A 23,636-nucleotide genomic window follows, 5' to 3' on the forward strand; every position below is an offset into this window, starting at 1 on the left:
TATAAAAAGAACCGAAAGTGAGCACACTTTCGATTCCAGTATAAATTATTCATATCTTAAAGATTCGATTGGGTCGAGTTTCGATGCCTTATTTGCCGGCAGAATTCCAAAAACCACCCCAATAACCATTGAAAATAACACACCACCCAATACAACCTGCCAGGACACTAAGGATGGCCAGCCCGCAAAGAAGCTGACAATTTCAGATGTACCCCATCCGAGGAAAATTCCCAAGATGCCGCCAATCAAGGTTAATGTCATCGACTCTATCAGGAATTGGGTTAATACCTGCCCCCTTGTTGCCCCAAGAGCCATGCGGATGCCGATTTCCCTCGTCCGTTCCGTTACTGACACAAGCATGATATTCATAACGCCAATTCCACCAACAAACAAGGAAATCCCGGCGATGCTTCCGATAATCAAGGTCATAATTTGGGTGACTTGGCCCACCCCTTGAGCGATTTCTTCCATATTGATAACTTGATAGGATTTTTCCGTATTATGCATCCTGTTTAATAATTTAGCTGCCTTTTTCCCAGCCGTCTGGAGCTGCTCTGCCGAGTCCGCCTGTATGGTCACCTGGGTAAAATCACTGCTTCCATAAATGATTTTCCATGTTTGAAATGGGAGATACACTTCCATTGACCCGAAAGCCAATAGTCCTGTCGGCTTCTCAAGAACACCAATTACTTCAATTGGTTGATTAGCCAATGTGATAATCTTTCCGATGGGATTTTTCCCCTTGAAAAGCTCTTCCTGCAACTTGTTACTGATTAGAGCGACTCGTCTCCCGCCAAGAAAATCGGCAGTCGATAAATTTCGCCCTTTCTCAACCTTTAATTGGTTCAATTTAAGATAGGCTTGATTAATTCCAGTTGAGGAAACATCGGCTGTATCCTGCTGATAACGGACTGCCGATAAGGTCGTACTGGATGCGACGACTTGTTTTACTTCCGGCAGCTGTTCTAATGCCCGAATATCCTCCTGCTTAAACGGAGCCTGTTGAAATATATTGGGGTTTGCGCGAATCTCCTCATCAGATGGCTGGTAAAACATCTCGATGGTGTTTCCCGGTCCAGTAATTTGCGATTTCAACATCGCTTCCCCGCCCTGACCGATCGCCACGACAATGATTACGGCTCCTACGCCAATAATAATCCCGAGCATAGTCAAAATGCTCCGCAGTTTATGGGCTTTTAGAGAGCTTAACGCCATCAGCATATTTTCCATAAAACTCATGTCCGCTGCCCCCTTTCCGCAGCAGCCGAAACCTGAATCATTCCGTCTCTGACTAGAATCGTCCGGTTTGCATATTCTGCCACCTCGGGCTCATGCGTAACAACGACCACCGTTACTCCTTCTTGATTCAGTTCGCGAAATTGCTCCATAATTGCCATGCTTGTTTTAGTATCAAGAGCTCCGGTTGGCTCGTCCGCCAAAATCAGCTTTGGCCTGTTAACAATCGAGCGGGCAATCGCCACCCGCTGCTTCTGTCCACCGGACAAGGCGTTCGGAAGATGATCCATCCGATCTTCAAGGCCCATTTTTCTTAACGCGTCTTCAGCCCGGGACTGCCGTTCCGACTTTGAGATTCCGGCATATATCATCGGCAGTTCCACATTTTTCATGGCTGTCAGCCGTGGTAGCAGATGGAATTGCTGAAACACAAAGCCAATCGACTGATTTCGTACCCGAGCCAGCTCTTTATCGTTATAATTCGATACATCTTCGCCGCCTAGGAAATATTGCCCGGAAGTCGGCTTATCCAGACAGCCGATGATATTCATTAATGTGGACTTACCGGAACCGGAGGGACCCATAATGGCGACAAACTCGCCCTCCTCAATGATCAAGCTGATATTGTTCAAGATATCGATCGATTCTTTTCCAACCAAAAAGGATTTAGTGATGGATTCAAGGCGGATCATTTGGTTGTCACTTCCATCCCGTCTCGCAATTTGTCGGGTCCCTTTACGATAATCCGGTCTTTTTTGGAGACCCCTTCAACAATTTCCAGTTTTTCCCCTGAAGTGAGCCCGGTTTTGACCTGCTGTTTTTTTGCTTTTCCATCCTTAACCAAGAACACATATGGGTCATCGCCATCATCATGGATGGCCTCGATTGGCAGAACTTCGGCGGTCTTTTTTTCCGTCTCGATTTCCATCAGAACCTGAAAGCCTGGTTTTAATGCTTTTAAGTCGCCAGAGATTTTAACATTGACCGGGTATTGGACAGCTTGGCTGCCATTTGCCATTCCGGCCTGGCTCGTTTGCGGCAAAACGGCAATCTTGGTAATTTCACCCTGCCATTCCTGGTTTGGGACAGCATCGGAACGAATGATAACCTTTTGTCCGCCCGCAACCTTTAATGTGTCATATTCTGATAGAAGTCCTGAAGCGGTCATACTGTCCAGCTTTCCTATATGTATAATAGGTTCAGCTCCGGCCCCAGCCGCCATGGATACTGGCGGTTTTTTTGCAGTTAACACGACACCGTCAATTGTGCTCTTAATCTCCAAATCACTTTTCCGTTTTGATATTATATCCTTTTGCAGATTGGCCTGCTTCAGGTCCAGATTGGCCAGTTTCTTTTCCATTTCAATTCGTTCAAATTCGGGATCCAGCTGTTTTTTTGCTTCGTCCTTCCCCACTTGGTCAATCAGCGTTTTTTCCTTGTCCTTTAATTGTTTGGTTTGTTTATCAAGCTGGGAAATTTTGAGATTTGCTGTTTCAATGGCAATTTTATTTTGTTCGACTTCCAATTCAAGCTGGGGATTTTGCAGTTTGGCAATGACAGTATCTTTCTCGACCGTTTGCCCTTCCTCGACCAGCAGTTCCTGCAATTCTCCTTTTTCCGGAGAAGCATAGACGAGCTGTTCCTCTTCCAGTTTTACCGTTCCCGGCACCATCAGAAGCGAAGAAATTTCCTCCTCGGCAAGCTGAGCAGTTTTGACAGTGGGTCCTTTGGCAAAAGCCTGCCGATAAACACTAATAGAAATCATGAGGACAAGTAAGCTGGCAACACCTATTATAATCCATGTTTTCTTTTTCATATGGGACGTCAGGAAACCAGGCCATCAAAATGACGACTTCTGGAGCCTGACCCTATTCTCCTTTCGTTTGCCTCAGTTGGGCTACAGCGGCAAAATTTGAGTTCGTCAGCTTATAGCTGCGGCGCTGATTGTAATGCAGTACCGATTAAAGCAAAACCGATTGTGATAAGAAAGAAAATAATCGCAACTGTCCATGCCAAACCTTTTGAAAAACCAGCTGTTTTATGGAGCCCCAGCGCAGTTAAAACAGTTGTCCAGATGCCAAAAACCTCAATCGATCCGAGGACACCCGGTTTATCAAGATTCAATACTCCCGCCAGACTTGTTACATATATTTCCGGGTTGCCGCCAATACCATAGCGGATGGCCATATTAAGAATCAAACCAATGGCCCCGACAAACATGATAAATGTATTCAACGAAAATAATTGCTTGAATGAAACAGATGAATTGGCAATCTTGGCAATCAACAAATAAATGGCACTGCTGACCAGAACACTGATGATCGGTGAGACTATGCCCGTAACCGCAACTGTAATTCTAGTAATGCCTAAAATTAATTCGGCCTGATCTTCCGGAATGCCCTGATCAATTAAAGTTGTCACATCCATCGATAACGCCATTAATGCCATTCCGACACCGAAAATAATGCAGATAATTGTCAGCGGCAGCCAAATTTTTGGATTTTGCTTAATTCTCTCGAACTGTTCACCAGGACTCGTAAACATCCCTATCAAACTGGGATGTTCTTTCTTGATCTCTGTTTGCATTTCCATAGTAAAAACCCCCTGATTCCATTTATGTAAAACTTTACAATATGATTATACGATAAAGTTTGAGAAAAGTTTCACTTTTCCTACGCTTTAGTTTCGCCGTATGTTTACCATTATTATTTTTAAAAACTTTGAGTTTTAAAAAGTAAGAGGATATTTTCTTCCAATATCGAAATATATACATAAGGTAGGATTTATTATCTAATGAATTAGCAGAAATATAGGAGGACTAAAAAATGCGTATCCAAGAGATGCTGCTCATACCTGGGCCGACACCTGTAGTCGATTCCATTTATGATGCGCTTGGTCAGGAAACTAGAGGTCACACTGACCCAAGATTTGTCACGATTTACAAAAATGCCATTGCACAAACAAGAGAAATGCTAAAAACAGATGGAGAAGTATTTGTTATTTCCGGATCAGGGACATTGGCGATGGAGATGGCACTTGTAAATACGGTCGCAGCTTCTGAAAAACTACTCGTCATTAGCCAGGGGTATTTCGGAGACAGGTTTATTCATTTAGGGAAAGCATTCGGTATCGAGGTTGAGGTTTTGCAATCGGAATGGGGCAAACAGGTAGAACCTTCTGATGTTGAGGAAAAACTTGCCAATGGAAACTTCAAAGCAGTGACCATTACCCATGCCGATACTTCAACCGGTGTTGCTGCCGATTTGGATACCCTGGTGCCAATCATTAAAAAACATGGGGCATTGGTCATTCTTGACGGCGTTTGTGCTACGGCCGCAATGGAAGAAGATATGAGCAAAGCTTATGGGCAGCCTGAATATAAAATTGATGTGGTATTAACCGGTTCGCAAAAAGCCATTGGTGTACCGCCTGGTCTGGCAATTGTTGCCTTTAATCAGACAGCTTTGGCCGCCAGGGAGCAAATTGAGCGGGTACCCGCTTATTATTGCGATATATATAATTGGATTCCGATTATGAACGACCCTGGCAAGTATTTTGCCACACCGCCGGTCAACCTGATTTACGCCTATGATGAAGGAATGAAATTGGTGCTTGCGGAAGGGCTGGGAATGCGATACCTTCGCCATAAACTATATGGCAAGGCAGTAAGAGCTGCCCTCTCCGAATACGGTATGAAAGCATTGGCAGAAGAGAATGCAGCAGCCGCAACATTAAGCTGTATCCTATATCCGGAGGGATTTAACGATGCCGCCTTCCGTGCCGCGCTGGCAGAAAAAGGCTTGATTGTTGCCGGGGCACTCGCCCACTTGGCCGGAAAGGCATTCCGAATCGGACATATGGGGAATACGACTGAGGACATGCTGGAAAAAGCGATTGTGCTAATCGGGGAAACGATGAATGAGATGGGCTTCTCCGTAAATCCGGAACAGGCAGTCAAAAGCCTAAGACAATGCCTGTCCCCACTTGAAATTAAATAAATGGTATACAAAGGGGGGGATTAAATTTCACCCCCCTGTTTTCGTTTAAGGAACGATATTGCCGGCAGCTTTATAAATTTGATACCATTCTTCCCTGGTTAATTTAAGCTCCGAGCCGCTGCAGGCATCCTTCATTCGCTGCGGATTTGTCGTACCTAGGATGACTTGGATATTGGCCGGATGGCGGGTAATCCAGGCGACGGCAACGGCAGTGTTCGTTACACCGTATGTTTCGGCAATGCTGTCGATTTTTTTATTCAACTCGGGGTAATGCTCCATATCTCCAAGAAAAACACCTTCAAAAAAGCCATGCTGAAATGGCGACCAAGCCTGAATCGTCATATCGTTCAATCGTGAATATTCCAAAATGCTGCTATCGCGGTTAATCGCTTGGTCAATCTTCATATTTAACGAAATTCCTGCGTCAATCATCGGAGTATGGGCAATGCTGAACTGCAATTGGTTGATGACCAATTTATACGGAATGTATTTCTGCAGCAGTTCAATTTGCGCCGGATTATGGTTCGATACCCCAAAATACTTTACCTTGCCGCTTGTGTGCAGCTGTTCAAATGCTTCGGCCACTTCCTCAGGCTCCATTAACGGGTCAGGGCGGTGAAGCAGCAAAATATCGAGAAAATCAGTTTTTAATCGGGATAATATCCCATCGACAGATTTGATAATATGCTCCTTTGAAAAATCAAAATAGCCTTCCGGCACGCGAATCCCGCATTTGCTTTGCAGGATCATGTTATCCCGAATCCCGGGATTCATTTGGATGGCTTCTGAAAAGATTTCCTCACACTGGCCTCGGCCGTAAATATCGGCATGGTCAAAAAAATTAATGCCTTCTTCCAGAGCTGTACGAATCAGCTTTTCTGCCTCAGGTATCGACAACTGAGTTAGACGCATATTTCCCATAATCATATTTGAAACTTTTAAATCTGTATTGGCGATTTGTATGTATTTCAAATGTAAACGCCTCCTTCTTCTTTTATCTAATTATATCGAAATCTGGCATATTTTTAAAATCATTATAAAAATAAAAAAACCAACCGAATGAAAATAGTCCCTTGGGTTGGGGGAACCATTTAATAGGCATGCTTTTTGACACTGAAGTCATAATCATAGCAGATTCGGTATAAATCCTCGATTTCGTGCTTTGTTGGCTCAATCGGATTATTGGCCGGACTGCCGCTGTCGAGGGCGTCTTGGGCCATTTTACTGATTGAGGCTGCAAATTTCCCTCTGTCAATCCCCCATCCTTTTAGATTGGGAATGTTCAATACATCGCAAAGTCCCTTGACAGACTCCACCGCAAAATAGGCCAGTGCTTCATTCGAAAGCTCTCTTTTATCAGGGGCAAAGAATCTACCCAGGTCAGCCAATCGGTCAACACAATGATTCTTGCTGAATTCCAATACTGCCGGTAACAGCATGGCATTCGAATATCCATGGGGAACGTGGAATAACGCGCCAATCGGTCGCGACATCCCATGGACAAGACATACCGAAGCATTGGAAAACGCCATTCCTGCCTGCAGGGCACCTAGTGACATCGCTTCCCTCGCCACGAGGTTTTCACCATCATTGTATGCTTGATACAGGTTGGCAGCGATGTGTTTCATAGCAGATAATGCCAATGTATCACTCATTGGATTGGCCTTTTTTGACAGGTACGCCTCAACAGCATGGCTGAGCGCATCTACGCCTGTCGCAGCCGTTATATGCTTTGGGGAACTGATTGTTAACAGCGGGTCGACGATTGCTGCAGTTGGCATGAATGCCGGCTGCTTGACCATTAATTTCACATCAGTCGACACAATGGTGATGACAGTGACATCTGTTGCTTCCGAACCCGTGCCGGCAGTTGTAGGAACGGCAATATGGGGGATTGGAGGTTTAATGGCAAACTTGCCCCATGCTCCGGCATAATCGTTTATCCGGCCTCCGTTTGCCGCCAATACCGAAACCGCTTTAGCTGTATCGATACAGCTGCCGCCCCCAAGTGAAATCAGTAAGTCGCACTTTTCCTGCTTAATGAGTTCTAGTGCTTCGGCCACATGATGATCAGTGGGTTCAGAGTCCACCCCTAGATAAACCTTGGTACGAACACCGTGAACAGCTAATCTATCCACACATTTATTTACATACCCAAGCCGCTCCATTACCTTGTCCGAAACAATCAGTGCGTTCTTCCCCCTGCATGTAGCTTCCTCCCCTATCTTTTCAAATGCTCCCCTGCCGAATAAAATACTCTGAGGTGTTCTGAAATTGGAAATCCCTACATTCATTTAAGTCCCCTCCATCCTATATATGACAAGCAATTTCTACTATTTGACAATTCCTATAATAGCTAATGGCTGGAGAAAATTTTGTTGGAATCTGTAATATGTAGATTTTCAAAAAAATTAAGAATTCATATTCCCATGAAATAAGGACAAAATGAATAGTACTAACGTAAAAGACCACTCCATATAGGTATTTTGCACCACATCCTCCTTGGAAGGGGAAAAAAATGTGTCTAACCCAATTGAAAAATTGCTTTGGAGCATTGCCCTTCCTGGATTTGGGCAATTCCTAAATAGAAAATATTTCAAAGGCTTCGTGTTTATTTTTTTGGAATTTCTTGTGAATTCTCAGGCAAATTTTAATTCGATTATCATGTTAAGTTTTCACGGCGAGATTGAAAAAGCAATTGCAGGGGCTAATTATCAGTGGCTCATGTTTTATCCATGTTTGTACTTTTTTGCGATGTGGGATGCGTTTAAGGATGCTGGCGGAGGAAGCGACAGATATTCCTTCCTTCCATTTGTATTTGCCGCTTATTTTGTTACAGTGGGCTGTATTTATTCCTCTAATTTAAAAATCTTTGGCGTACTGGTCGGACCTGTTTGGCTGCCGATGCTATTTATGATTCCTGGGTTAGCAGTAGGCTTCATCATTCGAGGAATAATGTTAAAGGGCAGTAGGAGGGAAATTTAATCCCCGACCTCACACACACCAACGAACGTACCATTCCGTACGCGGCTGATCAAACTTATGAGAATGGTGACTCACAAAGCTGGGAAATGTTTTTAGTCCCCGTTTTGTGAGTTTTTTATAGCTATCACTTGATGCTGAAATATATCCCCTTCGCCTATTTACACGAATTTCTCCTTTTTTACAATATTATCAATAATTTCATATTAAATATTACTCAGCATGATTAACTTGTTATTTATCCTCGTTTTAACTATTATCCTGTTAGTTTTTGTATAAAGTTATTTTTATTTTCCCTTCACCTTTTCACAAAATATTTCAAACTATTAAAATATAATAATAGTTGGTGTTCAAGATTGCCAGTGACTATGAGTATACAATCAGACCAAAGGCAGGAACAAAAATTACTGTTGATCCAGAGCGAAGCAAAGTAATCTTGCCTTTCGTCGGCGGATCCGATGCACTCAATTGGAAATAATTTAATTGGCATTAAAAGAGACAATCCTCTTATTGCGGGATTGTCTTTTTTAAATTAATTATTGAATTTTCTTCACATCGTCACAGCATTTTTGTTAAAACGATCATATCGTAAAGGCTCGATTGATATGGTTGTCTCTTTCTCAGTAATCATTTCCTCAATTAACTTACCTGTAATTGTGGCCAAGCTGATACCATCACCTTCATGACCGGCAGCAATATAAAATCCTGGTACTTCTTCGACCTCTGAAATGATTGGCAAATGATCTTCTGTCCACGGTCTAAAACCAGTATAAGTCCGGATCATATTGAAATCATCTAGTTTCGGAAAGAATCGCAAAGCTCTTCTGGCCATGGTTTGTACAACATCATAGTCGATCCTTGCATCAAAGCCCACAAATTGACGACTGCTGCCTATTAAGAAATTTTGACTTTCTGTTGGTTCAAGAACCAAAGCCACCCCATGTTTTAGAGTTTTGGAATCCGCAATACGTTCTCGTTGAAATTTGTTCATCAAATATCCGAATTCCATCACATTTCTCATGATAATGGGCTTTTGTCTTCCCCCGACCATAATATGGCCTTTTCTTGGCTTTATTGGTATCTCGATATCTAGCATTTTACCGATAAAAGGTGACCAAACTCCAGCTGCATTCACGATTTTTTTTGCGGTAAAGTTACCCTTAGTTGTTTCGATGAGGAAATCTCCCTTTTTTGAAACTAGCTTTACTTCTGCACGCGTATGCAGTTTCAACCCATATTGTTTTGCTTTATCTATCAAAGAATAGCAAAATAAATAAGGATTAATAAGTGAATCTGTTTCACATTCTAAGCCGCCTGGGATGTCATCAGCAAAATAAGGCGACTCCTGACGTATATCTGTCCTGTCAAGCAGCTTGAATTTCAATCCAGCTTGATTCTGTATGTTCACCCATTGTTTAGCTACTTCCATTTCGGCATCATTATCGCAGACCAATATACTTCCAAGACTACGGTACTCAAATGGCAGATTTAAATCTTTCTCCAATTCTGCAGTTAGCTCCTGGCTAGCTAAAGACATCAGACTATCAAATCCCGGGTCTTTATCAACGATGGAAATGTTTCCATCACAACGTGAAGAGGTACCGCTTGCCAGATCCCCTTTTTCTATTAACATGCAATCGATACCAGCTTTTGAAACATAATATGCAATTGCACAGCCTACGATACCACCACCGATAATGGCAACTTCTGCATGATTTTTGTTGGTCATATTCTGATCCCCTCCATTATCCGTGCAAAATGTTATAAAAAGTTTCTTCCATTTGATTACGACCTTTTTCAATCCCAGGATGAAATTGAATCGTTGCATTTTCACGAATCGTTTTAACATTCATCTTTGCTTGTTGAATTTGATTTTCTAGCTGGCCATCTGTTCCTATTACTCTATTTGCTATCGATAGACCGGCTAATGTACCTTGAGCCCGAGCAACTTTTCCGCTTTCAATCCCTGTAATATTTCCCGCCACAAAAAGTCCCTCCACTGGTGTCTCCATCTGTTCATTATGGACCGGAATATGACCGCCAAGTTCCTCAATATACTGAAACGGACAACCAATAACAGCCGCAAGTTCAGCCAATGGGTAAAGCCCCCCGGCTATACATACAAAATCAACCTCGACTGTTTTCTCACTCCCTGGAATGATCTCACCCTTTGCCGAAATATCACAGATAGTCACAGACTCTACTTGATTCTTCCCATTTATTCGTGTAACAGCTTTACGAAGGTGAATAGGCATGCCCCACATTTTCACACCGCTTTTAGGAAAAAACTTCACGGCCAGATCCTTCGCCCCATCCCCTTTTAAAAAGCTGCTGCCAAAACGGATCGCCGCAGATGGTGCTAAATGAGCAATCCGTAATAACCCTTCCATGACTTTTACAGGATTTCCATAATCAGCTGTTACTGGATTAAGGGCTGGGAGTGCCATGCATTGTAGATCAATTCCTGCCAACTGCATTTCCCGTGCAATGGCGACAGACAGGACGTTTACACCGACAACAATGCCCTTATTTCCGACACGAACGCGATGCACGTTCGTCATCACCTGTGCAGCACCGATGGACATGACCCCCGGCAGGGTCCATCCTGGTAAAGGAGCCGGTGTTTCCGCCGCTCCGGTTGCAATTAATAGATTATCAGCTTCAAATACCCCTTCGTTTGTATATACATTAAAACCATGATCGTTTTTTTCAATGTGATGAGCAGAAATGCTGCATCTTATTTCTGTATTCAGTTGCTTTGCCTTTTCTAAAAGAATTTTTGCTTCTTCTATTCCATTCCACCATTTTCCATCTGGTTCTTCATGAAGTTGGCCGAGCAATCTCCCTCCCGGCTTGGGAAATTCATCGATAACAAGAACACTCAAATTCCATTCACGACAGGCAATTGCAGCAGATAAACCCGCTGGACCCGCACCAATGATCAGTACATCATACATACAGCTCACCCCTCTTTTTCCTCTTTATATATATTTTCAAATTCCGAATAGGTCCGAGGTAAATCAACCTCATTATCCGTTGGTTTAAACGGGGTCGAATGTTGTTTTCCACTTTCAATGACCATATTTCTATTTATTTCTGTTAAACATGCCCGAACTCCGGGTTTGCCGTCGACGGTGACCCGACATTCAAAGCAATGACCGATATTGCAATAAATCCCCCGCGGTGTACCGGTTTCTTCATGAACACGAAGTTTCCGAATTCCATTAGCCAATAGTGCCGATGCAATCGTGTCTCCTTCGTATCCGATATATTTTTTACCATCAAACGTAAAAGTCATTTCTTTCTGATTAGCTAATTTACCAAGGACAGGATGTTCCAAAATTCGATGTTTATTCATTACTTGACTATCCCCCTATTTTTCCTAGTGATACCGGCCTTATAGGTGGCTGGATTTTCAATGGAATTTCGTGTCGCAACTTCTCTCCCGATATTTCTGCCACAATGGCATTCAATGCAGGCCGGCATGTTCTTCCGCCGCAATATCCCATCCCCGCTCTTGTGCGTAATTTAATTTCCCGCGCTGAACATTGATATTTACTAATCGTTTCCTTTATTTCTTCCAAATCTACTTCTTCACATCTACAAATGATCACCTTATCCATCACTTTCTATCCTCCATTTCACTTTATCTGGAACTAAAGAAATTTTTACTGTTTAAAATGATTCTTCCATAATTGGAAATAAAGATAGACCTAAAACACACTCTTTATTTTCCTGATAATTCTGATATTAGGAAGTAATATTGTTTAAGGAAATTATAGACTGGATATTCACTGTTGTAATTATGCAAAACATAAAAACGAACGAGGGCAATTTGTGGAAAACTACAAATGGAGTACTCTTATAAGATACAAAAACAGGCTCAAACCCTTAATAAAAAAGGATTTGAGCCTGTTCAAATAATGACCTGTGAGGGACTTGAACCCCCGACCCCCACCCTGTCAAGGTGATGCTCTCCCAGCTGAGCTAACAGATCGTTTATTTAAGCTACAAATATAATTATAGTGAAAAAGCTAAAATAGTCAATAGTTTTTTCAAAAAAACTCATATTAATAAAAAAACAAACGTACGTTCCCGAAAAACATTGAATAAAGAACTAACGTTCGGTTATAATATGATTAGAAAGGAGGGCTTCATTATGGAAGGCTTATTTATCCGATCAATTGAACAGCATATCCCTTTAGAGATGATTTATCTCGCTGAAAATCAAGAAATAACACAGCGGACCCTGATCATTAAAGAAGTGACTGAAGAGTATATTACGGCCTACTGCCTGCTGCGGAATCAAATCCGCACCTTTAAACGGGAAAATATACTCTCCATCATGCCTGAAACCCGTACCAAACAACACTACCTTCACTAATCTGCTCCCCCCACTACTCCCCACACCATTCCCAGCAGGCAATTCCATACTAAATATGGTAAAATTCAGTTAAAAAACCAGAACACGGGGGGAATCTATTCAACATGGACTATCCAAGGGGCACGATAAAAGAATTATCCATTCACAGCAACGAACTTGACGAAGATATCGAGTTACTCGTCTACCTGCCTGCGAATTTCTCCCACCTTTATAAATACTCCCTGCTGATCGCCCAAGATGGCCGGGACTATTTTCAACTGGGCAGAATCGGGCGGCTGGCAGACGAGTATCTTTATAACAGGGAAATCGAAAATTTAATCATCATTGGGGTACCCTATAAGAATATTAAGGACCGCTGCAGGAAATACCATCCTGGCGGTGAACAAAACAAGCAATACATACGTTTTCTTGCACATGAACTGGTTCCGTTTTTAGACCTGGAGTTTCCTACCTACCATATGGGGGCAACAAGAGCATTGATTGGCGGTTCGCTTGGTGGCACTGTTTCGTTAATGGCGGCACTGGAATACCCGCACACTTTCGGTAAAGTACTTCTGCAATCTCCGTATGTGGATCATCAAGTTTTGCAAAAAGTCAGCGATTTTACCGAACCCCTGCCGCTGGAAGTTTATCACGTAATTGGCCAACAGGAAACCGAGGTAAAGACAACAGATGGGAAATTAAGTGATTTCCTCTCGCCAAATCGTTCGCTCTCGAAATTGCTGACTGAAAAGCCTTTCACCTATTTTTATGAAGAATTCGTCGGCGGCCATACCTGGACATACTGGCAGCCTGATCTAAGACGGGCCATTCGTATGATGTTTTAACTGAATCCTTGAATATTATTTCTTATATTTCAAAATTTTGCTATAATATTTAGAAAGCTTTTATCAGCTCTATTTCCCCTTGTCGGTGCTCCTGACATTTGATAGAAAAAATATCTTTACTGGAGGTTAATCTATGAAATTTGGTGTCGTTATTTTTCCATCCAAAAATCTGCAAGATGCTGCAAATTCCTACCGGAAACGCTATGACCCGCATTATGCTTTAATCACTCCGCATCTCACTTTGAAAAATGCTTTCGAAGCGACTGAGGAGGATGCAAAGCAATTTGCCGATAAAATACGGCAGATTGCTGGCAAATCAAAACCATTCACATTGAAAACTTCAAAAATCAGTTCCTTTTACCCTGTTAACAATGTTATCTATTTTAAAGTGGAGCCTTCTAAAGCGCTAACTGCCCTTCATGCTGAAATTAATAAAGAATACAGTGAACAAAATCAGGAATATGCGTTTGTTCCGCATATCACAATTGGTCAAAATCTATCCAATGATGAGCACTCCGATGTATTCGGGTCACTGCGAATGACAAAAATTGATTTTGAAGAAGTGGTTGATCGATTTCACCTTCTCTATCAATTGGAGAATGGATCTTGGACTGTTTACGAAACATTTCGTCTTGGAAAGGAATAATTCTTGTGAATGTTAAAATTGTGGAAAACCCGATAGAACTTGAAGATGCTTTTTCAGTTAGAAAAATTGTTTTTGTCGAGGAGCAAAACGTCCCGATTGAGGACGAAATTGATCAATTTGAGGATGAATCAACCCATTTTGTCCTGTATCACGATGGAACGGCAATTGGCGCCGGCCGCTTTCGTGAAACAGATGGCTACGGAAAGGTTGAACGGATTTGTGTCCTTAAGGAAGCGAGAAAACTTGGGGCTGGAAAAGCGATTATGGAGGAAATCGAGTCTTTTGCCCGAATTGAAGGGTTTCAAAGGCTCAAACTCAACGCCCAAACCCATGCAATCCCATTCTATGCCGGCCTCGGCTATGAAGTTGTTTCGGAGGAATTCATGGATGCCGGAATCCCTCATAAAACGATGATGAAGACACTTTAACCATAGTTAGCACTTGCTGATTATAACCGGCAAGTGTTTTTTATTGCCTCTTTCCCCTTTTGAATCGTTTTGTTATGATAGAACATGTTGGATTTTTTTAATAGGGGTTTAAATTAATCATGAGAACTGCTTTTCAGAATAAACAGGTAAAGACGATTAGGACCACTGTTCCATTCGCATCAAGCAAAAATTTAGTAACAACTGAATTGCCGCCATATTTACAAGAACTTGCCAACCAGGGAATCATTTTGGACAAAAATCAAGCCGCAGCAGTAGTAGAAACCGACGGCGCATTATTGGTATTGGCCGGGGCAGGAAGCGGAAAAACTCGGGTACTGACTGCCAGAACGGCCTATATGCTTGAGGTCAAACAGATTGATCCGCGTTCCATTTTGCTCGTCACTTTTACGACAAAGGCGGCGGCTGAAATGAAAAGCCGGCTGCTATCCTACCCAAAAATCAGGCGGGATCAAATCAATCAACTCGTAACCGGCACATTTCACAGCATTTTTTATCGCATTTTACTATTTCACGAATCAACAAAATGGTCAGCAGATAAATTGATAAAAAAGGATTGGCAGCGCGATAAAATCCTTAAGGATGCCGGTAAAGAGCTAGATTTGCCAGAGAAAGAATTTGCCTTTGATTTGGCGTTGCAGCAAATCGGATTTTGGAAAAACAATTTAATCATGCCGGATGAAGTAAAGCCAGTATCACCATGGGAAGAGACTACAGCGAATTTATATAAAATATATGAAGAATATAAAACAAAAGTGGCGCTGTTTGATTTTGACGATATGCTGATTGGCTGCTATCGGCTATTTAAATCGTGTCCGGAAGTTCTCAGCTTTTACCAGGATCGCTTTCACTACTTTTTAATCGATGAATACCAGGATATTAATAAGGTACAATACGAACTCATTAAACTGCTGTCGGCAAAAAACAAAAATGTCTGTGCTGTAGGTGATGACGATCAGGCTATCTATTCCTTCCGGGGCAGTGACCCAACCTTTTTGCTTGAATTTGAAACGGACTTTCCAAACTCCAAGCATGTCACATTGGCAGAGAATTACCGTTCTACCCACGAAATCGTAACCGTAGCCAATCAAATGATAGCTGCAAATAAAGTTCGTAAACCTAAGAAGATGGTGGCGCAGTATTCCACAGGCCAACCGCCTTATTTATTTTTCCCTTATGATGAAGAGGAAGAAGCGACAATCATTGTCACCGATATAGCGGAACAAATTGCCGCTGGGGCCAATCCCGCTGATTTCGCAATCCTATATCGAACCAATGCTGCTTCCCGTGCCGTGTTTGAACGGTTAGCCACCTCAAATCTCCCGTTTAAAATCGATATGGCAACCGAATCCTTTTATGACCGTTACATTGTCAAGAGTACCCTTGCGTTTTTAAAAGTGAGCATGAACGAAGAAGACCCACAGGGCATTGCGGACATCCTGCCTTTACTATTTTTAAAACAGTCCGTTTTAAAGGATCTCAAAGCAATCAGCATTCTGCAAGATTGCAGCCTGCTAGAAGCGATAACCCAGCTAAAAACCACCCATTCATTTCAAGTAAAAAAACTTAAAACGGCAGTACCGCTTATCCGCGGCTTAAAGGGCCTGTCCCCTGTCAAAGCAATTGAAACAATTGAGACAGACATTGGATTCCTTGATTACCTCAAAAAACGGGGCAGTGAATCGAACCAATTGGACAGAGGTTCCGACGATTTAAAGGACTTAAAAGTTGCCGCAAAACGTTTTAATACAATTGATGAACTACTACAACATGCGGAGCATATGTCTGCCATGACCAAAGAAATGAAAAAACTAAGCAAGCATTTTCGTGAGGCCATCACCTTGAGTACGATTCACGGTTCCAAAGGGCTGGAATATAAATGCGTTTATTTGCTAGGAGCTGTAGATGGCAGCTTGCCTCATGACTATGCGCTGGAATCAGCAAGGAGTGGTGACTTTTCAACCCTCGAGGAAGAGCGGAGACTGTTTTATGTTGCCATGACTAGGGCACAGGAGCAGTTATTTATCTCCGTTCCGGAAAATAGGCGAGGCAAAAAATCCTATCGCTCGAGATTTTTAGATCCTCTCTTAAAAACGAAAAAGGCCAATTTCCACTAAGGAAAACGGCCTTTTTCATTATTTCTTGTTCATCATGTTGGAAATAGTATTGAAATCGAGTCTTTTTCCATCTTTTATAATGGTGTTAACAATTTGATCTTCCAAATCCTTGCTTACCGGCTTATTGGCCAGCTGGGAAACTTTGCGGATTACGCCGCGCACTGTTTTTTCATCTTGAAAATTCGCATGCTGCAAGGAATTGGCCAAATCAAAAATATCCTGCATATTTACGCCCGTTTTCTTCTCTATATTTTTAAAAAAACCATTATCCATGTTCAAGAATCACACTCCTTCATAAACTACTTTATTGTATGAAGGAAGCGTAATTTGGTGAGAAGAAAAGAAAGGATCGGCCGAAATTAGGCCAACCCCTTCCATCGCTACCAGTAAGGCTTAATACCAGCTAGCACCGATAATGACTAATAGAATGAATAGAACTACGATTAACACGAATGTGCCGCCGTAGCCAAAACCACCACCGTAGCCGTACCCTCCGAATCCTCCGAAGCACATAGACTCTTCACCTCTCTTTAGTAATCTCACTAATAACATATGAAATCACTAAAAAATGTGTATAGGCACGAATAAGCTATTCGTCCTTTTGAAGAAAAAATGAGCATTTACCCTTTTGGTTTAAAGATTAACGCACCTAGAAATCCAAAAATGATGGCTGCCGAAACTCCGGAGCTTGTTACTTGAAACATCCCCGTCAAAACGCCGATCAATCCATGGTTCTTGGCATCGTCAAGTGCCCCATGGACGAGGGAATTACCAAAGCTGGTAATCGGAATCGTTGCCCCTGCTCCTGCAAAATTGATAAGCGGCTCATATAACCCAAACCCTGCCAAAATCGCTCCTGCTACAACCAGCAAGCTTAAAGTATGTCCTGGTGTAAGCTTCGCAACATCAAACAAAAGCTGCCCAATCACACAAATTAATCCGCCAATTACAAATGCCCAAAAAAACATGGCCAACATAAGCACTCACTCCTATTTTAAACATTCATTTCAATCGCAACCGCATGGGCAATACACGGAATCGTTTCTTTTTGCTGAAAGCTAAGCGGTGACAGCAAAGCACCAGTGGCAACCAGCAAAATCCTTTTGTAGGTGCCCTTTTTCATCTCATTAAGCAAATGTCCATAAAGAACCGTGGCGGAACAGGCTGCACCGCTCGCCCCGGATTGAACTGGCTGATCATCCTTATAAATTAGGATTCCGCAATCCTGGAATTGCTTGCGCTTTAGTTCTAGCCCGCTTTTATTTATTAGTTCAAACGCTGTATCATGACCTACTCTTCCCAAATCACCAGTGACAATCAGGTCGTAATGTGAAGGGTCGAGCTGTAAATCGCGAAAATGGGCAATAATCGTATCTGCCGCCGCTGGTGCCATCGCCCCTCCCATGTTAAAGGGGTCGCTTAACCCCATATCGATAACCTTGCCGATTGTCGCTGACGTGGTTACGGGATGATTCGCTCCCGGTTCGTTAGGCTGGACGAGGGCGACGCCGGCCCCGGTTACCGTCCATTGTGCCGTCGGAGGTTTTTGGCTGCCGTACTCCGTCGGATATCGGAATTGCTTCTCAACTGCGGCATTATGACTTGATGCGCCGGTCAGGACGTTCTTTGCCCCTTGATAATTAATGACAAATGACGCTAACGCCAATCCTTCCATCGAGGTGGAACAGGCCCCAAACAAACCGAAATAAGGAATCTGCATGGTCCTTGCCGCAAAACTGGTCGGTGTTATTTGGTTGATTAAATCCCCGGCAAATAAAAATTGAATTTGCTCCTTTTCCAGATTTCCCTTGTTCAAGGCAATTTTAATTGCTTCCTCCATTAAGATTCGATGCGCTTTTTCATATGATTCCTGTCCCATCCATAAGTCCTCAAATAGGAGGTCAAAGTCCTTCGCCAGATTGCCATTCGCCTCGAATGGGCCCCCGGTTACCCCGGTAGCCGTAATCATTGGCCGGTTTTGAAATACCCAAGATTGATGCCCTTTTAACACTTACAAAACCCCCCACATGGATAGCAGCGTTCTAATCAGTGCCACCACAAAAGCAGCGAATACGCCGAAAAGCAGCACTGAGCCTGCAAGCTTGAACATATTCCCGCCTACACCGAGAACAAAACCTTCCGTCCGATGCTCAATAGCGGCTGAAATCACAGCGTTTCCGAATCCGGTAACAGGAACTGCACTTCCCGCCCCGGCAAACTGCCCCAGCCTGTCATATATACCAAAGCCAGTAAGCAGCATCGACAGAAAAACCATGGTTGCCACGGTAGGATTTCCGACACTTTGTTCGGTAAAATCAAAAAAGTAGATGTAGAAATAACTGATGGCCTGGCCAACCGTACAAATCAATCCGCCAACAAAAAACGCCCTGATACAATTCTTTAATAACGGCCGTTTCTTCTCATGCTTCTGCTGCAGCGCCTGGTACCTTTGCTGCTGCGGTGTTGTGTTTTTTTGCTTGCTTGCCATCTGGATTCCCCCTTCTTATTTCGTATCTTCTGTCATTTTGACAATTTCCTTGAACCGTTTTTCTGCTTTCTTTTTAGGAAATTTCGGTGATTTCATTTTTTCATCAAGCCTAACCGCTTCGAGAAATATCTTGTAATCACTGGAAACCGTAAATTTTTCCTTGGGATGTTTTTTTTCAAGAAAACTGGTTACGTCTTTTTCAATCTGTTTCATTTTAAATCGGTGCAAATGTTTTACTTTGTAGACAACAAGTGTCCCCTCTTGCCCTTTTACAACCGCTACATCATATAGTTCTGGGAGGGAGCTTACCTCCCGCTTAATTTCCTCCACCCAAGTTGGAGTTCTTTGGCCATCCGTCACTATTGGTTTTGGATTTGTTGTCTTCACCAGTGCCAGTTGACTGTCTTTTCCTTGCTGGTCCACATTGCAGCCCGAAAGAAGTAAAATGCCTGCGATTGCCATGGCTCGATAGGTATTCCGCATACGTTTCATATCCTTTGCAATAAGTTTGACTACTATATAGTTTTTTCGAGATGTCGATAAATTATGACAGGCAGGATTGCAAAAATAAAACTGCCAGTGGATACCGGCAGTTTTTTGGGGGCTTATTTACTCGATTTCTTTCCGCAGCCGCAGCCGCCTTTTTTTATTGCCTGTGAAGCTTTAACAATCTTGGTAGTTCCTTTGCCCTTATTATTGTTTGTCACCTTTTTCCCTCCTATAATGGTTGGATACTATTTAGAATATGATGAAAAGGCAGGTCTTGTCTCAGGCAAAAAACCTTATTTTTCTAAAAAGAATTGTACAATTGTTTCCAATATCGACGCGATTCCAGCAACAGCCAATATGAGAATAATGGGACCGGCAATGTCTGGAAAAAAATAATAAAAACCGATAATTCCTGCAGCAGCCCATATCCCCGTGCACCAATAACAGCTTAATAGCTCACCAAAAAATTTCCTCCAGCCTGATTTTTTTGGAGTATAGTAAATTTCCATTTCCCCATTTTCATTCATTTCCTGTATTTCATCATAAAAAGGGCTTCTGATAAACTCAGTAATTTTGTCAAGGACGATAAGTCTAGTTAGCCTAAAAACTGCAAGAGACAGAAGTAGGAAAGTAAAAATAGTTATCTTCATAACCGATGATCCTTTCATTATTGGACTGATATCGCATCATGGAAAAAGCCTAATTTTAGTAAATAAGGCAATTGTCCGTAACCCAAAAGGCTTTTGTGAAATATGTTAGTACTGTAAGATATATTACGGATTAAGGAGGAAAAATAAATGGGTTGTGGAAACTCTCGTCACAATCGCGAAAACGAAAGTTGCGTATGTCAAGTAGTTCGCGCGATTAAAGATATACAAGATACCGCTCAAGAAGAAGAATGCCAATCCTGTACCAGTTGTTTCAACGAGCCCCTTGGTTCACTAATTTCGCCGGTAAGGGAAAATGTTGACACTCGTGTGTTCGTTTTAAAAACAAAAGATGGTTCTCCATTCCATGCATTTTTTAACAATGATGACAATGCATGCGTATCCATCTACTTCCGCGTTGAAGATGTATTTGACAACTGTTGTGCCACATTGCGTGTTCTTGTTCCAGGAAAAAGGGAAGGCACAAACTTTGTTCCGGTAAACTTGGTTAATTGCGATGACAAGTGCTGCATTAACCTGGCAAAACATTGTCAAGTTACAGCCTTCATGGCAAGCAACGACTGTGTGACCGTCGACTTGAACTGCTTCTGTGCGATTCAATGTATTGCAGACGTAAACTTGGGAATTTGCAATTAAACAAATGAGCCAGTCGGATAATCGGCTGGCCTTTTTTATTAACGCTTGATTCCGATCATGACAATATTTTTGAGCTGATTGATCGGTATTGTCTCTGAAAGCTGATTTGCGGTTTCAATCGTTATTTGATGATCATCGGCAGCCCTAAGGGTTCCCAAAAATTTCTCATCCGCGGTGTAAAATACACAAGGGACCGGAGGCAGCACCTTTGGAAAGTTTATTAAATAATCTAATCTCTCCTGAACATTCATTTCTTTAAACGGTTTGACCCGGTTGAAGCCTGAATGCATTCTATCTGTTTGATTTGAATCCCCCGATTCGGAAGGTACCGGCTTCCTCATCTCTTTAACGGGAGACTCGATTTCCTCCGCTTTTGGCTCCGTTTCCAGCCTGCTTTTAAAAATCTCCTGCATATTGGTATCGGATGGAGTCCCTGAAAAAGACTGATTAATAAACAGCGTTGGACCTTTGCCCTTTTTCTTTGACATAAGCACACCTCCCCTTTGCCTACACTATATATGTATGCGAAACGCCTATACCCGTTCACAACTTTTTGGTATAACAAAAGCCCGCTTTATCAGCGGGCTCAGATTGTCGAGAAAGGGTGTATTTCTCGGCAATTTTTTATTTTAATGGAAATTGAATGGCCGATTTTATTAAAATTGCCCCTGCTAGGGGGCCTGTTGATTTCCGTTCCAGGTGCTTCGCTTTCCGCGGGCGGTTCGGGAAGCCTCCTCAGCGCGTTCCGCGCCTGCGGGGTCTCCCCTGTCCCGTACTCCCGCAGGAGTCTTCGCACCTTCCGCTCCAATCAACAGGAGATAATCAACCTGAAGTATTGCAACACACCTTTTCCAACCTGAATAAATGTGTCGCAATCTTTTTCATGTTCTGGCAAGCTGCGGTTAGAAGCGCTTGCTCACTTGCTTTTTTTATTCCCCGCAACCGGTAGTAGCGAAGCCCATGCAGCTCTTTTGAGTCTGCGAAGCTTCGCTCAATTTTTTCCTTTAACGGCTTTTTTCCATGATTAATCCTTTCCTCTTCTATAGCATTATTAAGTTCCTCAAAATATTCGCGAGTCTCTACTTCTACCTCTTCCTTTGTAAACTTATGTTTATTGGCATTTGCCTTTAAATGAGTTGAATCAGTAAATAAAACACGACCGCCTACCATTTTGTGATTCATTGCCTGAAGAACGATTTCATCAAAAATATCTTGAAAGATATCAGTATCCTTAAAACGGTGTTGACGATTCCAACTAATCGTAGAGTGATGGGGAACCGGATCCTGAAATTTTAAACCTAAGAACCATCGATAGGCAATGTTCATTTTAATTTCCTTTTCTAATTGCCTTTCGGAACGAATACCAAAGAGATACCCGATGAACATCATTTTAAAAAGTATAAGGGGATCAGATGGACGGCCGTTATCATCACTATAAAATGGACGTACTTTTTCAAGAAGAAATGAAAAGTCTACATATTTATCAATTAAACGAAGAAGGTGATCATCTGGAACTAATTCATCAATAGACACAAATTCAAATTCACTTTGGCTAGACTCTTTAGGCTTAAACATTGAATTCACCACTTATTTTTAATAATTATTGGTTGAACTTCTTAACTTATTAATAACACCTGTTGATTTGCGCGGAAGGCACGAAGACTCCTGCGGGAGTACGGGGCATTGGGAGACCCCGCAGGCGCTTGCGCCGAGGAGGCTCCCAGGCACGCCCGCGGAAAGCGAAGTGCCTGGAGCGCAAATCAACAGACATATCGAATTGATTAATATCATTATAACAAATTAACGCGGTGAATCGTTAAAGTTGTTATATAAAATAAAGGCTGTCGAAAGTTTCTCGACAGCCTGAGCCCGCTTTATCAGCGGGCTTTTCATTATAAAATATGATATCCTGAATCGACGTGAATGTTTTCACCCGTGATACCGCGGGATAAATCACTAAATAAGAATAAAGCAGTATCGCCAACTTCTTCCGGAGTGGTTGGCCTTCTAAGCGGTGCTTTTTCTTCAATTTCTTTTAGTATCAAGTTGAAATCACTGACACCCTTGGCTGAAAGTGTGCGGATCGGGCCTGCAGAGATGGAATTAACCCGAATGTTTTCCTTGCCAAGGTCAGCAGCCAAATAGCGGACACTGGCATCTAGGGACGCTTTGGCAACCCCCATGACATTATAGTTTGTAATAGCGCGCTCACCGCCGAGATAGGTCAAGGTCACGATGCTGCCCCCTTCAGTCATTAAACCGCGGGCTTCTTTTGCCACAGCCGTTAATGAATATGAACTGATGTTATGGGCTAATAAAAAGCCATCCCTTGTCGTATTCAGATATTCACCTTGAAGTTCTTCTTTATTGGCGAAAGCTATTGCATGGGCAACTCCATGAATCGTGCCGGCTGCCGCCTTAATTTCAGCAAAGCATTTTGCAATCGCTTCGTCACTGGTGACATCACAAGGGAGCACCAATGTTCCCTCCGCTTCTAATGATTCCGCCAATTCGCGGACACTGCTTTCAAGTCTTTCCCCTGCATACGTAAACACCAATCTTGCCCCGGCATTATGCAGCGAACGGGCAATCCCCCATGCAATACTGCGTTTATTGGCAACACCCATCACCACAAATGTTTTATTGGCTAATGAAAGATTCATTTCTATAAAGTCCCCCTACTATATTACAAGATATTAGCACTTGGTACTAATTGTAC

28 protein-coding genes and 1 tRNA gene are annotated in these 23,636 nt (G+C 42.5%); 8 read left to right on the top strand and 21 right to left on the bottom strand.

Annotation, left to right across the window (positions count from 1 at the left end; all coding sequences use genetic code 11):
- Positions 1-45 precede the first annotated feature (45 nt).
- From M3234_RS21445 to yknW, 4 genes are all read right to left on the bottom strand, one after another.
- Complete coding sequence (locus tag M3234_RS21445) at positions 46-1,239, bottom strand: ABC transporter permease (RefSeq protein WP_262306664.1); 1,194 nt, start codon at positions 1,237-1,239, stop codon at positions 46-48.
- Positions 1,236-1,928: an ABC transporter ATP-binding protein gene (locus M3234_RS21450; RefSeq protein ID WP_262306665.1), complete on the bottom strand. Its 693-nt coding sequence runs from the start codon at positions 1,926-1,928 to the stop codon at positions 1,236-1,238. The genes M3234_RS21445 and M3234_RS21450 overlap by 4 nt, the downstream gene beginning before the upstream one ends.
- Positions 1,925-3,052, bottom strand: coding sequence for an efflux RND transporter periplasmic adaptor subunit (locus tag M3234_RS21455; protein ID WP_262306666.1), 1,128 nt, complete (start codon positions 3,050-3,052; stop codon positions 1,925-1,927). The genes M3234_RS21450 and M3234_RS21455 overlap by 4 nt, the downstream gene beginning before the upstream one ends.
- A gap of 110 nt (positions 3,053-3,162) precedes the next feature.
- Complete coding sequence (gene yknW / locus M3234_RS21460) at positions 3,163-3,828, bottom strand: YknW family membrane protein (RefSeq protein WP_262306667.1); 666 nt, start codon at positions 3,826-3,828, stop codon at positions 3,163-3,165.
- Positions 3,829-4,061: 233 nt separating this feature from the next.
- Between yknW and M3234_RS21465 the strand changes: the two genes are divergently transcribed.
- Entirely contained in the window at positions 4,062-5,234 is a 1,173-nt protein-coding gene (locus M3234_RS21465; protein ID WP_262306668.1) for a pyridoxal-phosphate-dependent aminotransferase family protein, read from the top strand.
- Positions 5,235-5,279: 45 nt separating this feature from the next.
- Here M3234_RS21465 and M3234_RS21470 read toward each other — a convergent pair whose 3' ends face one another.
- Both M3234_RS21470 and M3234_RS21475 read right to left on the bottom strand, forming a co-directional pair.
- The gene (locus M3234_RS21470; protein ID WP_262306669.1) at positions 5,280-6,206 is read right to left on the bottom strand and encodes an aldo/keto reductase; all 927 of its coding nucleotides are present in this window, start codon (positions 6,204-6,206) and stop codon (positions 5,280-5,282) included.
- 119 nt (positions 6,207-6,325) lie between these two features.
- Entirely contained in the window at positions 6,326-7,528 is a 1,203-nt protein-coding gene (locus M3234_RS21475; RefSeq protein WP_262306670.1) for an iron-containing alcohol dehydrogenase, read from the bottom strand.
- A 226-nt stretch (positions 7,529-7,754) separates the two neighbouring features.
- Between M3234_RS21475 and M3234_RS21480 the strand changes: the two genes are divergently transcribed.
- Positions 7,755-8,219, top strand: coding sequence for a hypothetical protein (locus tag M3234_RS21480; RefSeq protein ID WP_262306671.1), 465 nt, complete (start codon positions 7,755-7,757; stop codon positions 8,217-8,219).
- Between the two features lie 547 nt (positions 8,220-8,766).
- On the opposite strand, the gene M3234_RS21485 is transcribed toward M3234_RS21480, so the two are convergent.
- From M3234_RS21485 to M3234_RS21505, 5 genes are all read right to left on the bottom strand, one after another.
- Positions 8,767-9,945: an NAD(P)/FAD-dependent oxidoreductase gene (locus M3234_RS21485; RefSeq protein ID WP_262306672.1), complete on the bottom strand. Its 1,179-nt coding sequence runs from the start codon at positions 9,943-9,945 to the stop codon at positions 8,767-8,769.
- A gap of 16 nt (positions 9,946-9,961) precedes the next feature.
- Positions 9,962-11,173, bottom strand: coding sequence for an NAD(P)/FAD-dependent oxidoreductase (locus M3234_RS21490; protein ID WP_262306673.1), 1,212 nt, complete (start codon positions 11,171-11,173; stop codon positions 9,962-9,964).
- Positions 11,174-11,178: 5 nt separating this feature from the next.
- Positions 11,179-11,574: a (2Fe-2S)-binding protein gene (locus tag M3234_RS21495; protein ID WP_262306674.1), complete on the bottom strand. Its 396-nt coding sequence runs from the start codon at positions 11,572-11,574 to the stop codon at positions 11,179-11,181.
- A gap of 7 nt (positions 11,575-11,581) precedes the next feature.
- Entirely contained in the window at positions 11,582-11,839 is a 258-nt protein-coding gene (locus tag M3234_RS21500) for a (2Fe-2S)-binding protein (protein WP_262306730.1), read from the bottom strand.
- 301 nt (positions 11,840-12,140) lie between these two features.
- A tRNA-Val gene (locus M3234_RS21505) sits at positions 12,141-12,213 on the bottom strand.
- Positions 12,214-12,375: 162 nt separating this feature from the next.
- Between M3234_RS21505 and M3234_RS21510 the strand changes: the two genes are divergently transcribed.
- From M3234_RS21510 to M3234_RS21530, 5 genes are all read left to right on the top strand, one after another.
- A complete protein-coding gene (locus tag M3234_RS21510) occupies positions 12,376-12,600 on the top strand; it encodes a hypothetical protein (RefSeq protein WP_262306675.1) in 225 nt (74 codons plus the stop codon).
- 104 nt (positions 12,601-12,704) lie between these two features.
- Positions 12,705-13,427, top strand: coding sequence for an alpha/beta hydrolase (locus M3234_RS21515; protein WP_262306676.1), 723 nt, complete (start codon positions 12,705-12,707; stop codon positions 13,425-13,427).
- 133 nt (positions 13,428-13,560) lie between these two features.
- Positions 13,561-14,073: a YjcG family protein gene (locus M3234_RS21520; protein WP_262306677.1), complete on the top strand. Its 513-nt coding sequence runs from the start codon at positions 13,561-13,563 to the stop codon at positions 14,071-14,073.
- A gap of 5 nt (positions 14,074-14,078) precedes the next feature.
- On the top strand, positions 14,079-14,501 hold the full coding sequence (locus M3234_RS21525; RefSeq protein ID WP_262306678.1) for a GNAT family N-acetyltransferase: 423 nt from the start codon (positions 14,079-14,081) through the stop codon (positions 14,499-14,501).
- Between the two features lie 119 nt (positions 14,502-14,620).
- On the top strand, positions 14,621-16,636 hold the full coding sequence (locus tag M3234_RS21530) for an ATP-dependent helicase (RefSeq protein ID WP_262306679.1): 2,016 nt from the start codon (positions 14,621-14,623) through the stop codon (positions 16,634-16,636).
- Positions 16,637-16,654: 18 nt separating this feature from the next.
- Here M3234_RS21530 and spoVIF read toward each other — a convergent pair whose 3' ends face one another.
- From spoVIF to M3234_RS21565, 7 genes are all read right to left on the bottom strand, one after another.
- The gene (gene spoVIF, locus M3234_RS21535; RefSeq protein WP_262306731.1) at positions 16,655-16,909 is read right to left on the bottom strand and encodes a sporulation-specific transcription regulator SpoVIF; all 255 of its coding nucleotides are present in this window, start codon (positions 16,907-16,909) and stop codon (positions 16,655-16,657) included.
- A gap of 120 nt (positions 16,910-17,029) precedes the next feature.
- Positions 17,030-17,149, bottom strand: coding sequence for a YjcZ family sporulation protein (locus M3234_RS21540; RefSeq protein ID WP_262306680.1), 120 nt, complete (start codon positions 17,147-17,149; stop codon positions 17,030-17,032).
- A gap of 107 nt (positions 17,150-17,256) precedes the next feature.
- Complete coding sequence (gene spoVAE / locus M3234_RS21545; protein ID WP_262306681.1) at positions 17,257-17,613, bottom strand: stage V sporulation protein AE; 357 nt, start codon at positions 17,611-17,613, stop codon at positions 17,257-17,259.
- 17 nt (positions 17,614-17,630) lie between these two features.
- Complete coding sequence (gene spoVAD / locus M3234_RS21550; protein ID WP_262306682.1) at positions 17,631-18,647, bottom strand: stage V sporulation protein AD; 1,017 nt, start codon at positions 18,645-18,647, stop codon at positions 17,631-17,633.
- Positions 18,648-19,124, bottom strand: coding sequence for a stage V sporulation protein AC (gene spoVAC / locus M3234_RS21555; protein ID WP_262306683.1), 477 nt, complete (start codon positions 19,122-19,124; stop codon positions 18,648-18,650).
- A 15-nt stretch (positions 19,125-19,139) separates the two neighbouring features.
- Positions 19,140-19,607, bottom strand: a complete 468-nt coding sequence (locus M3234_RS21560) for a sporulation protein (RefSeq protein ID WP_262306684.1) — start codon at positions 19,605-19,607, stop codon at positions 19,140-19,142.
- A gap of 299 nt (positions 19,608-19,906) precedes the next feature.
- The gene (locus M3234_RS21565; RefSeq protein WP_262306685.1) at positions 19,907-20,263 is read right to left on the bottom strand and encodes a DUF1360 domain-containing protein; all 357 of its coding nucleotides are present in this window, start codon (positions 20,261-20,263) and stop codon (positions 19,907-19,909) included.
- Positions 20,264-20,410: 147 nt separating this feature from the next.
- On the opposite strand from M3234_RS21565, the gene M3234_RS21570 reads away from it, so the two are divergent.
- The gene (locus M3234_RS21570; protein WP_262306686.1) at positions 20,411-20,917 is read left to right on the top strand and encodes a CotY/CotZ family spore coat protein; all 507 of its coding nucleotides are present in this window, start codon (positions 20,411-20,413) and stop codon (positions 20,915-20,917) included.
- Positions 20,918-20,955: 38 nt separating this feature from the next.
- Here the strand turns inward: M3234_RS21570 and M3234_RS21575 are convergent, their stop codons facing one another.
- The 3 genes from M3234_RS21575 to fabI all read right to left on the bottom strand — a co-directional run bounded on the left by M3234_RS21575 (position 20,956) and on the right by fabI (position 23,580).
- The gene (locus tag M3234_RS21575) at positions 20,956-21,405 is read right to left on the bottom strand and encodes a spore coat CotO family protein (RefSeq protein ID WP_262306687.1); all 450 of its coding nucleotides are present in this window, start codon (positions 21,403-21,405) and stop codon (positions 20,956-20,958) included.
- A gap of 334 nt (positions 21,406-21,739) precedes the next feature.
- Positions 21,740-22,492, bottom strand: coding sequence for a transposase (locus M3234_RS21580; RefSeq protein WP_262306688.1), 753 nt, complete (start codon positions 22,490-22,492; stop codon positions 21,740-21,742).
- A gap of 317 nt (positions 22,493-22,809) precedes the next feature.
- Entirely contained in the window at positions 22,810-23,580 is a 771-nt protein-coding gene (fabI, locus tag M3234_RS21585) for an enoyl-ACP reductase FabI (RefSeq protein ID WP_262306689.1), read from the bottom strand.
- Positions 23,581-23,636 lie beyond the last annotated feature (56 nt).

The organism is Neobacillus niacini, from assembly GCF_023715785.1.
Classification (GTDB): domain Bacteria; phylum Bacillota; class Bacilli; order Bacillales; family Cytobacillaceae; genus Neobacillus; species Neobacillus niacini_E.

Coding starts and splice junctions, on each gene's coding strand:
- M3234_RS21475 (WP_262306670.1), bottom strand. CDS start 7,528: ATGAATGTAGGGATTTCCAATTTCAGAACACCTCAGAGTATTTTATTC.
- M3234_RS21455 (WP_262306666.1), bottom strand. CDS start 3,052: ATGAAAAAGAAAACATGGATTATAATAGGTGTTGCCAGCTTACTTGTC.
- M3234_RS21495 (WP_262306674.1), bottom strand. CDS start 11,574: ATGAATAAACATCGAATTTTGGAACATCCTGTCCTTGGTAAATTAGCT.
- spoVAE (WP_262306681.1), bottom strand. CDS start 17,613: ATGTTGGCCATGTTTTTTTGGGCATTTGTAATTGGCGGATTAATTTGT.
- M3234_RS21580 (WP_262306688.1), bottom strand. CDS start 22,492: ATGTTTAAGCCTAAAGAGTCTAGCCAAAGTGAATTTGAATTTGTGTCT.
- M3234_RS21510 (WP_262306675.1), top strand. CDS start 12,376: ATGGAAGGCTTATTTATCCGATCAATTGAACAGCATATCCCTTTAGAG.
- M3234_RS21445 (WP_262306664.1), bottom strand. CDS start 1,239: ATGAGTTTTATGGAAAATATGCTGATGGCGTTAAGCTCTCTAAAAGCC.
- fabI (WP_262306689.1), bottom strand. CDS start 23,580: ATGAATCTTTCATTAGCCAATAAAACATTTGTGGTGATGGGTGTTGCC.
- M3234_RS21515 (WP_262306676.1), top strand. CDS start 12,705: ATGGACTATCCAAGGGGCACGATAAAAGAATTATCCATTCACAGCAAC.
- M3234_RS21575 (WP_262306687.1), bottom strand. CDS start 21,405: ATGTCAAAGAAAAAGGGCAAAGGTCCAACGCTGTTTATTAATCAGTCT.
- M3234_RS21560 (WP_262306684.1), bottom strand. CDS start 19,607: ATGCGGAATACCTATCGAGCCATGGCAATCGCAGGCATTTTACTTCTT.
- yknW (WP_262306667.1), bottom strand. CDS start 3,828: ATGGAAATGCAAACAGAGATCAAGAAAGAACATCCCAGTTTGATAGGG.
- M3234_RS21500 (WP_262306730.1), bottom strand. CDS start 11,839: ATGGATAAGGTGATCATTTGTAGATGTGAAGAAGTAGATTTGGAAGAA.
- M3234_RS21530 (WP_262306679.1), top strand. CDS start 14,621: ATGAGAACTGCTTTTCAGAATAAACAGGTAAAGACGATTAGGACCACT.
- M3234_RS21450 (WP_262306665.1), bottom strand. CDS start 1,928: ATGATCCGCCTTGAATCCATCACTAAATCCTTTTTGGTTGGAAAAGAA.
- M3234_RS21520 (WP_262306677.1), top strand. CDS start 13,561: ATGAAATTTGGTGTCGTTATTTTTCCATCCAAAAATCTGCAAGATGCT.
- M3234_RS21540 (WP_262306680.1), bottom strand. CDS start 17,149: ATGTGCTTCGGAGGATTCGGAGGGTACGGCTACGGTGGTGGTTTTGGC.
- M3234_RS21465 (WP_262306668.1), top strand. CDS start 4,062: ATGCGTATCCAAGAGATGCTGCTCATACCTGGGCCGACACCTGTAGTC.
- M3234_RS21485 (WP_262306672.1), bottom strand. CDS start 9,945: ATGACCAACAAAAATCATGCAGAAGTTGCCATTATCGGTGGTGGTATC.
- M3234_RS21565 (WP_262306685.1), bottom strand. CDS start 20,263: ATGAAGATAACTATTTTTACTTTCCTACTTCTGTCTCTTGCAGTTTTT.
- M3234_RS21570 (WP_262306686.1), top strand. CDS start 20,411: ATGGGTTGTGGAAACTCTCGTCACAATCGCGAAAACGAAAGTTGCGTA.
- spoVAC (WP_262306683.1), bottom strand. CDS start 19,124: ATGGCAAGCAAGCAAAAAAACACAACACCGCAGCAGCAAAGGTACCAG.
- M3234_RS21490 (WP_262306673.1), bottom strand. CDS start 11,173: ATGTATGATGTACTGATCATTGGTGCGGGTCCAGCGGGTTTATCTGCT.
- spoVIF (WP_262306731.1), bottom strand. CDS start 16,909: ATGGATAATGGTTTTTTTAAAAATATAGAGAAGAAAACGGGCGTAAAT.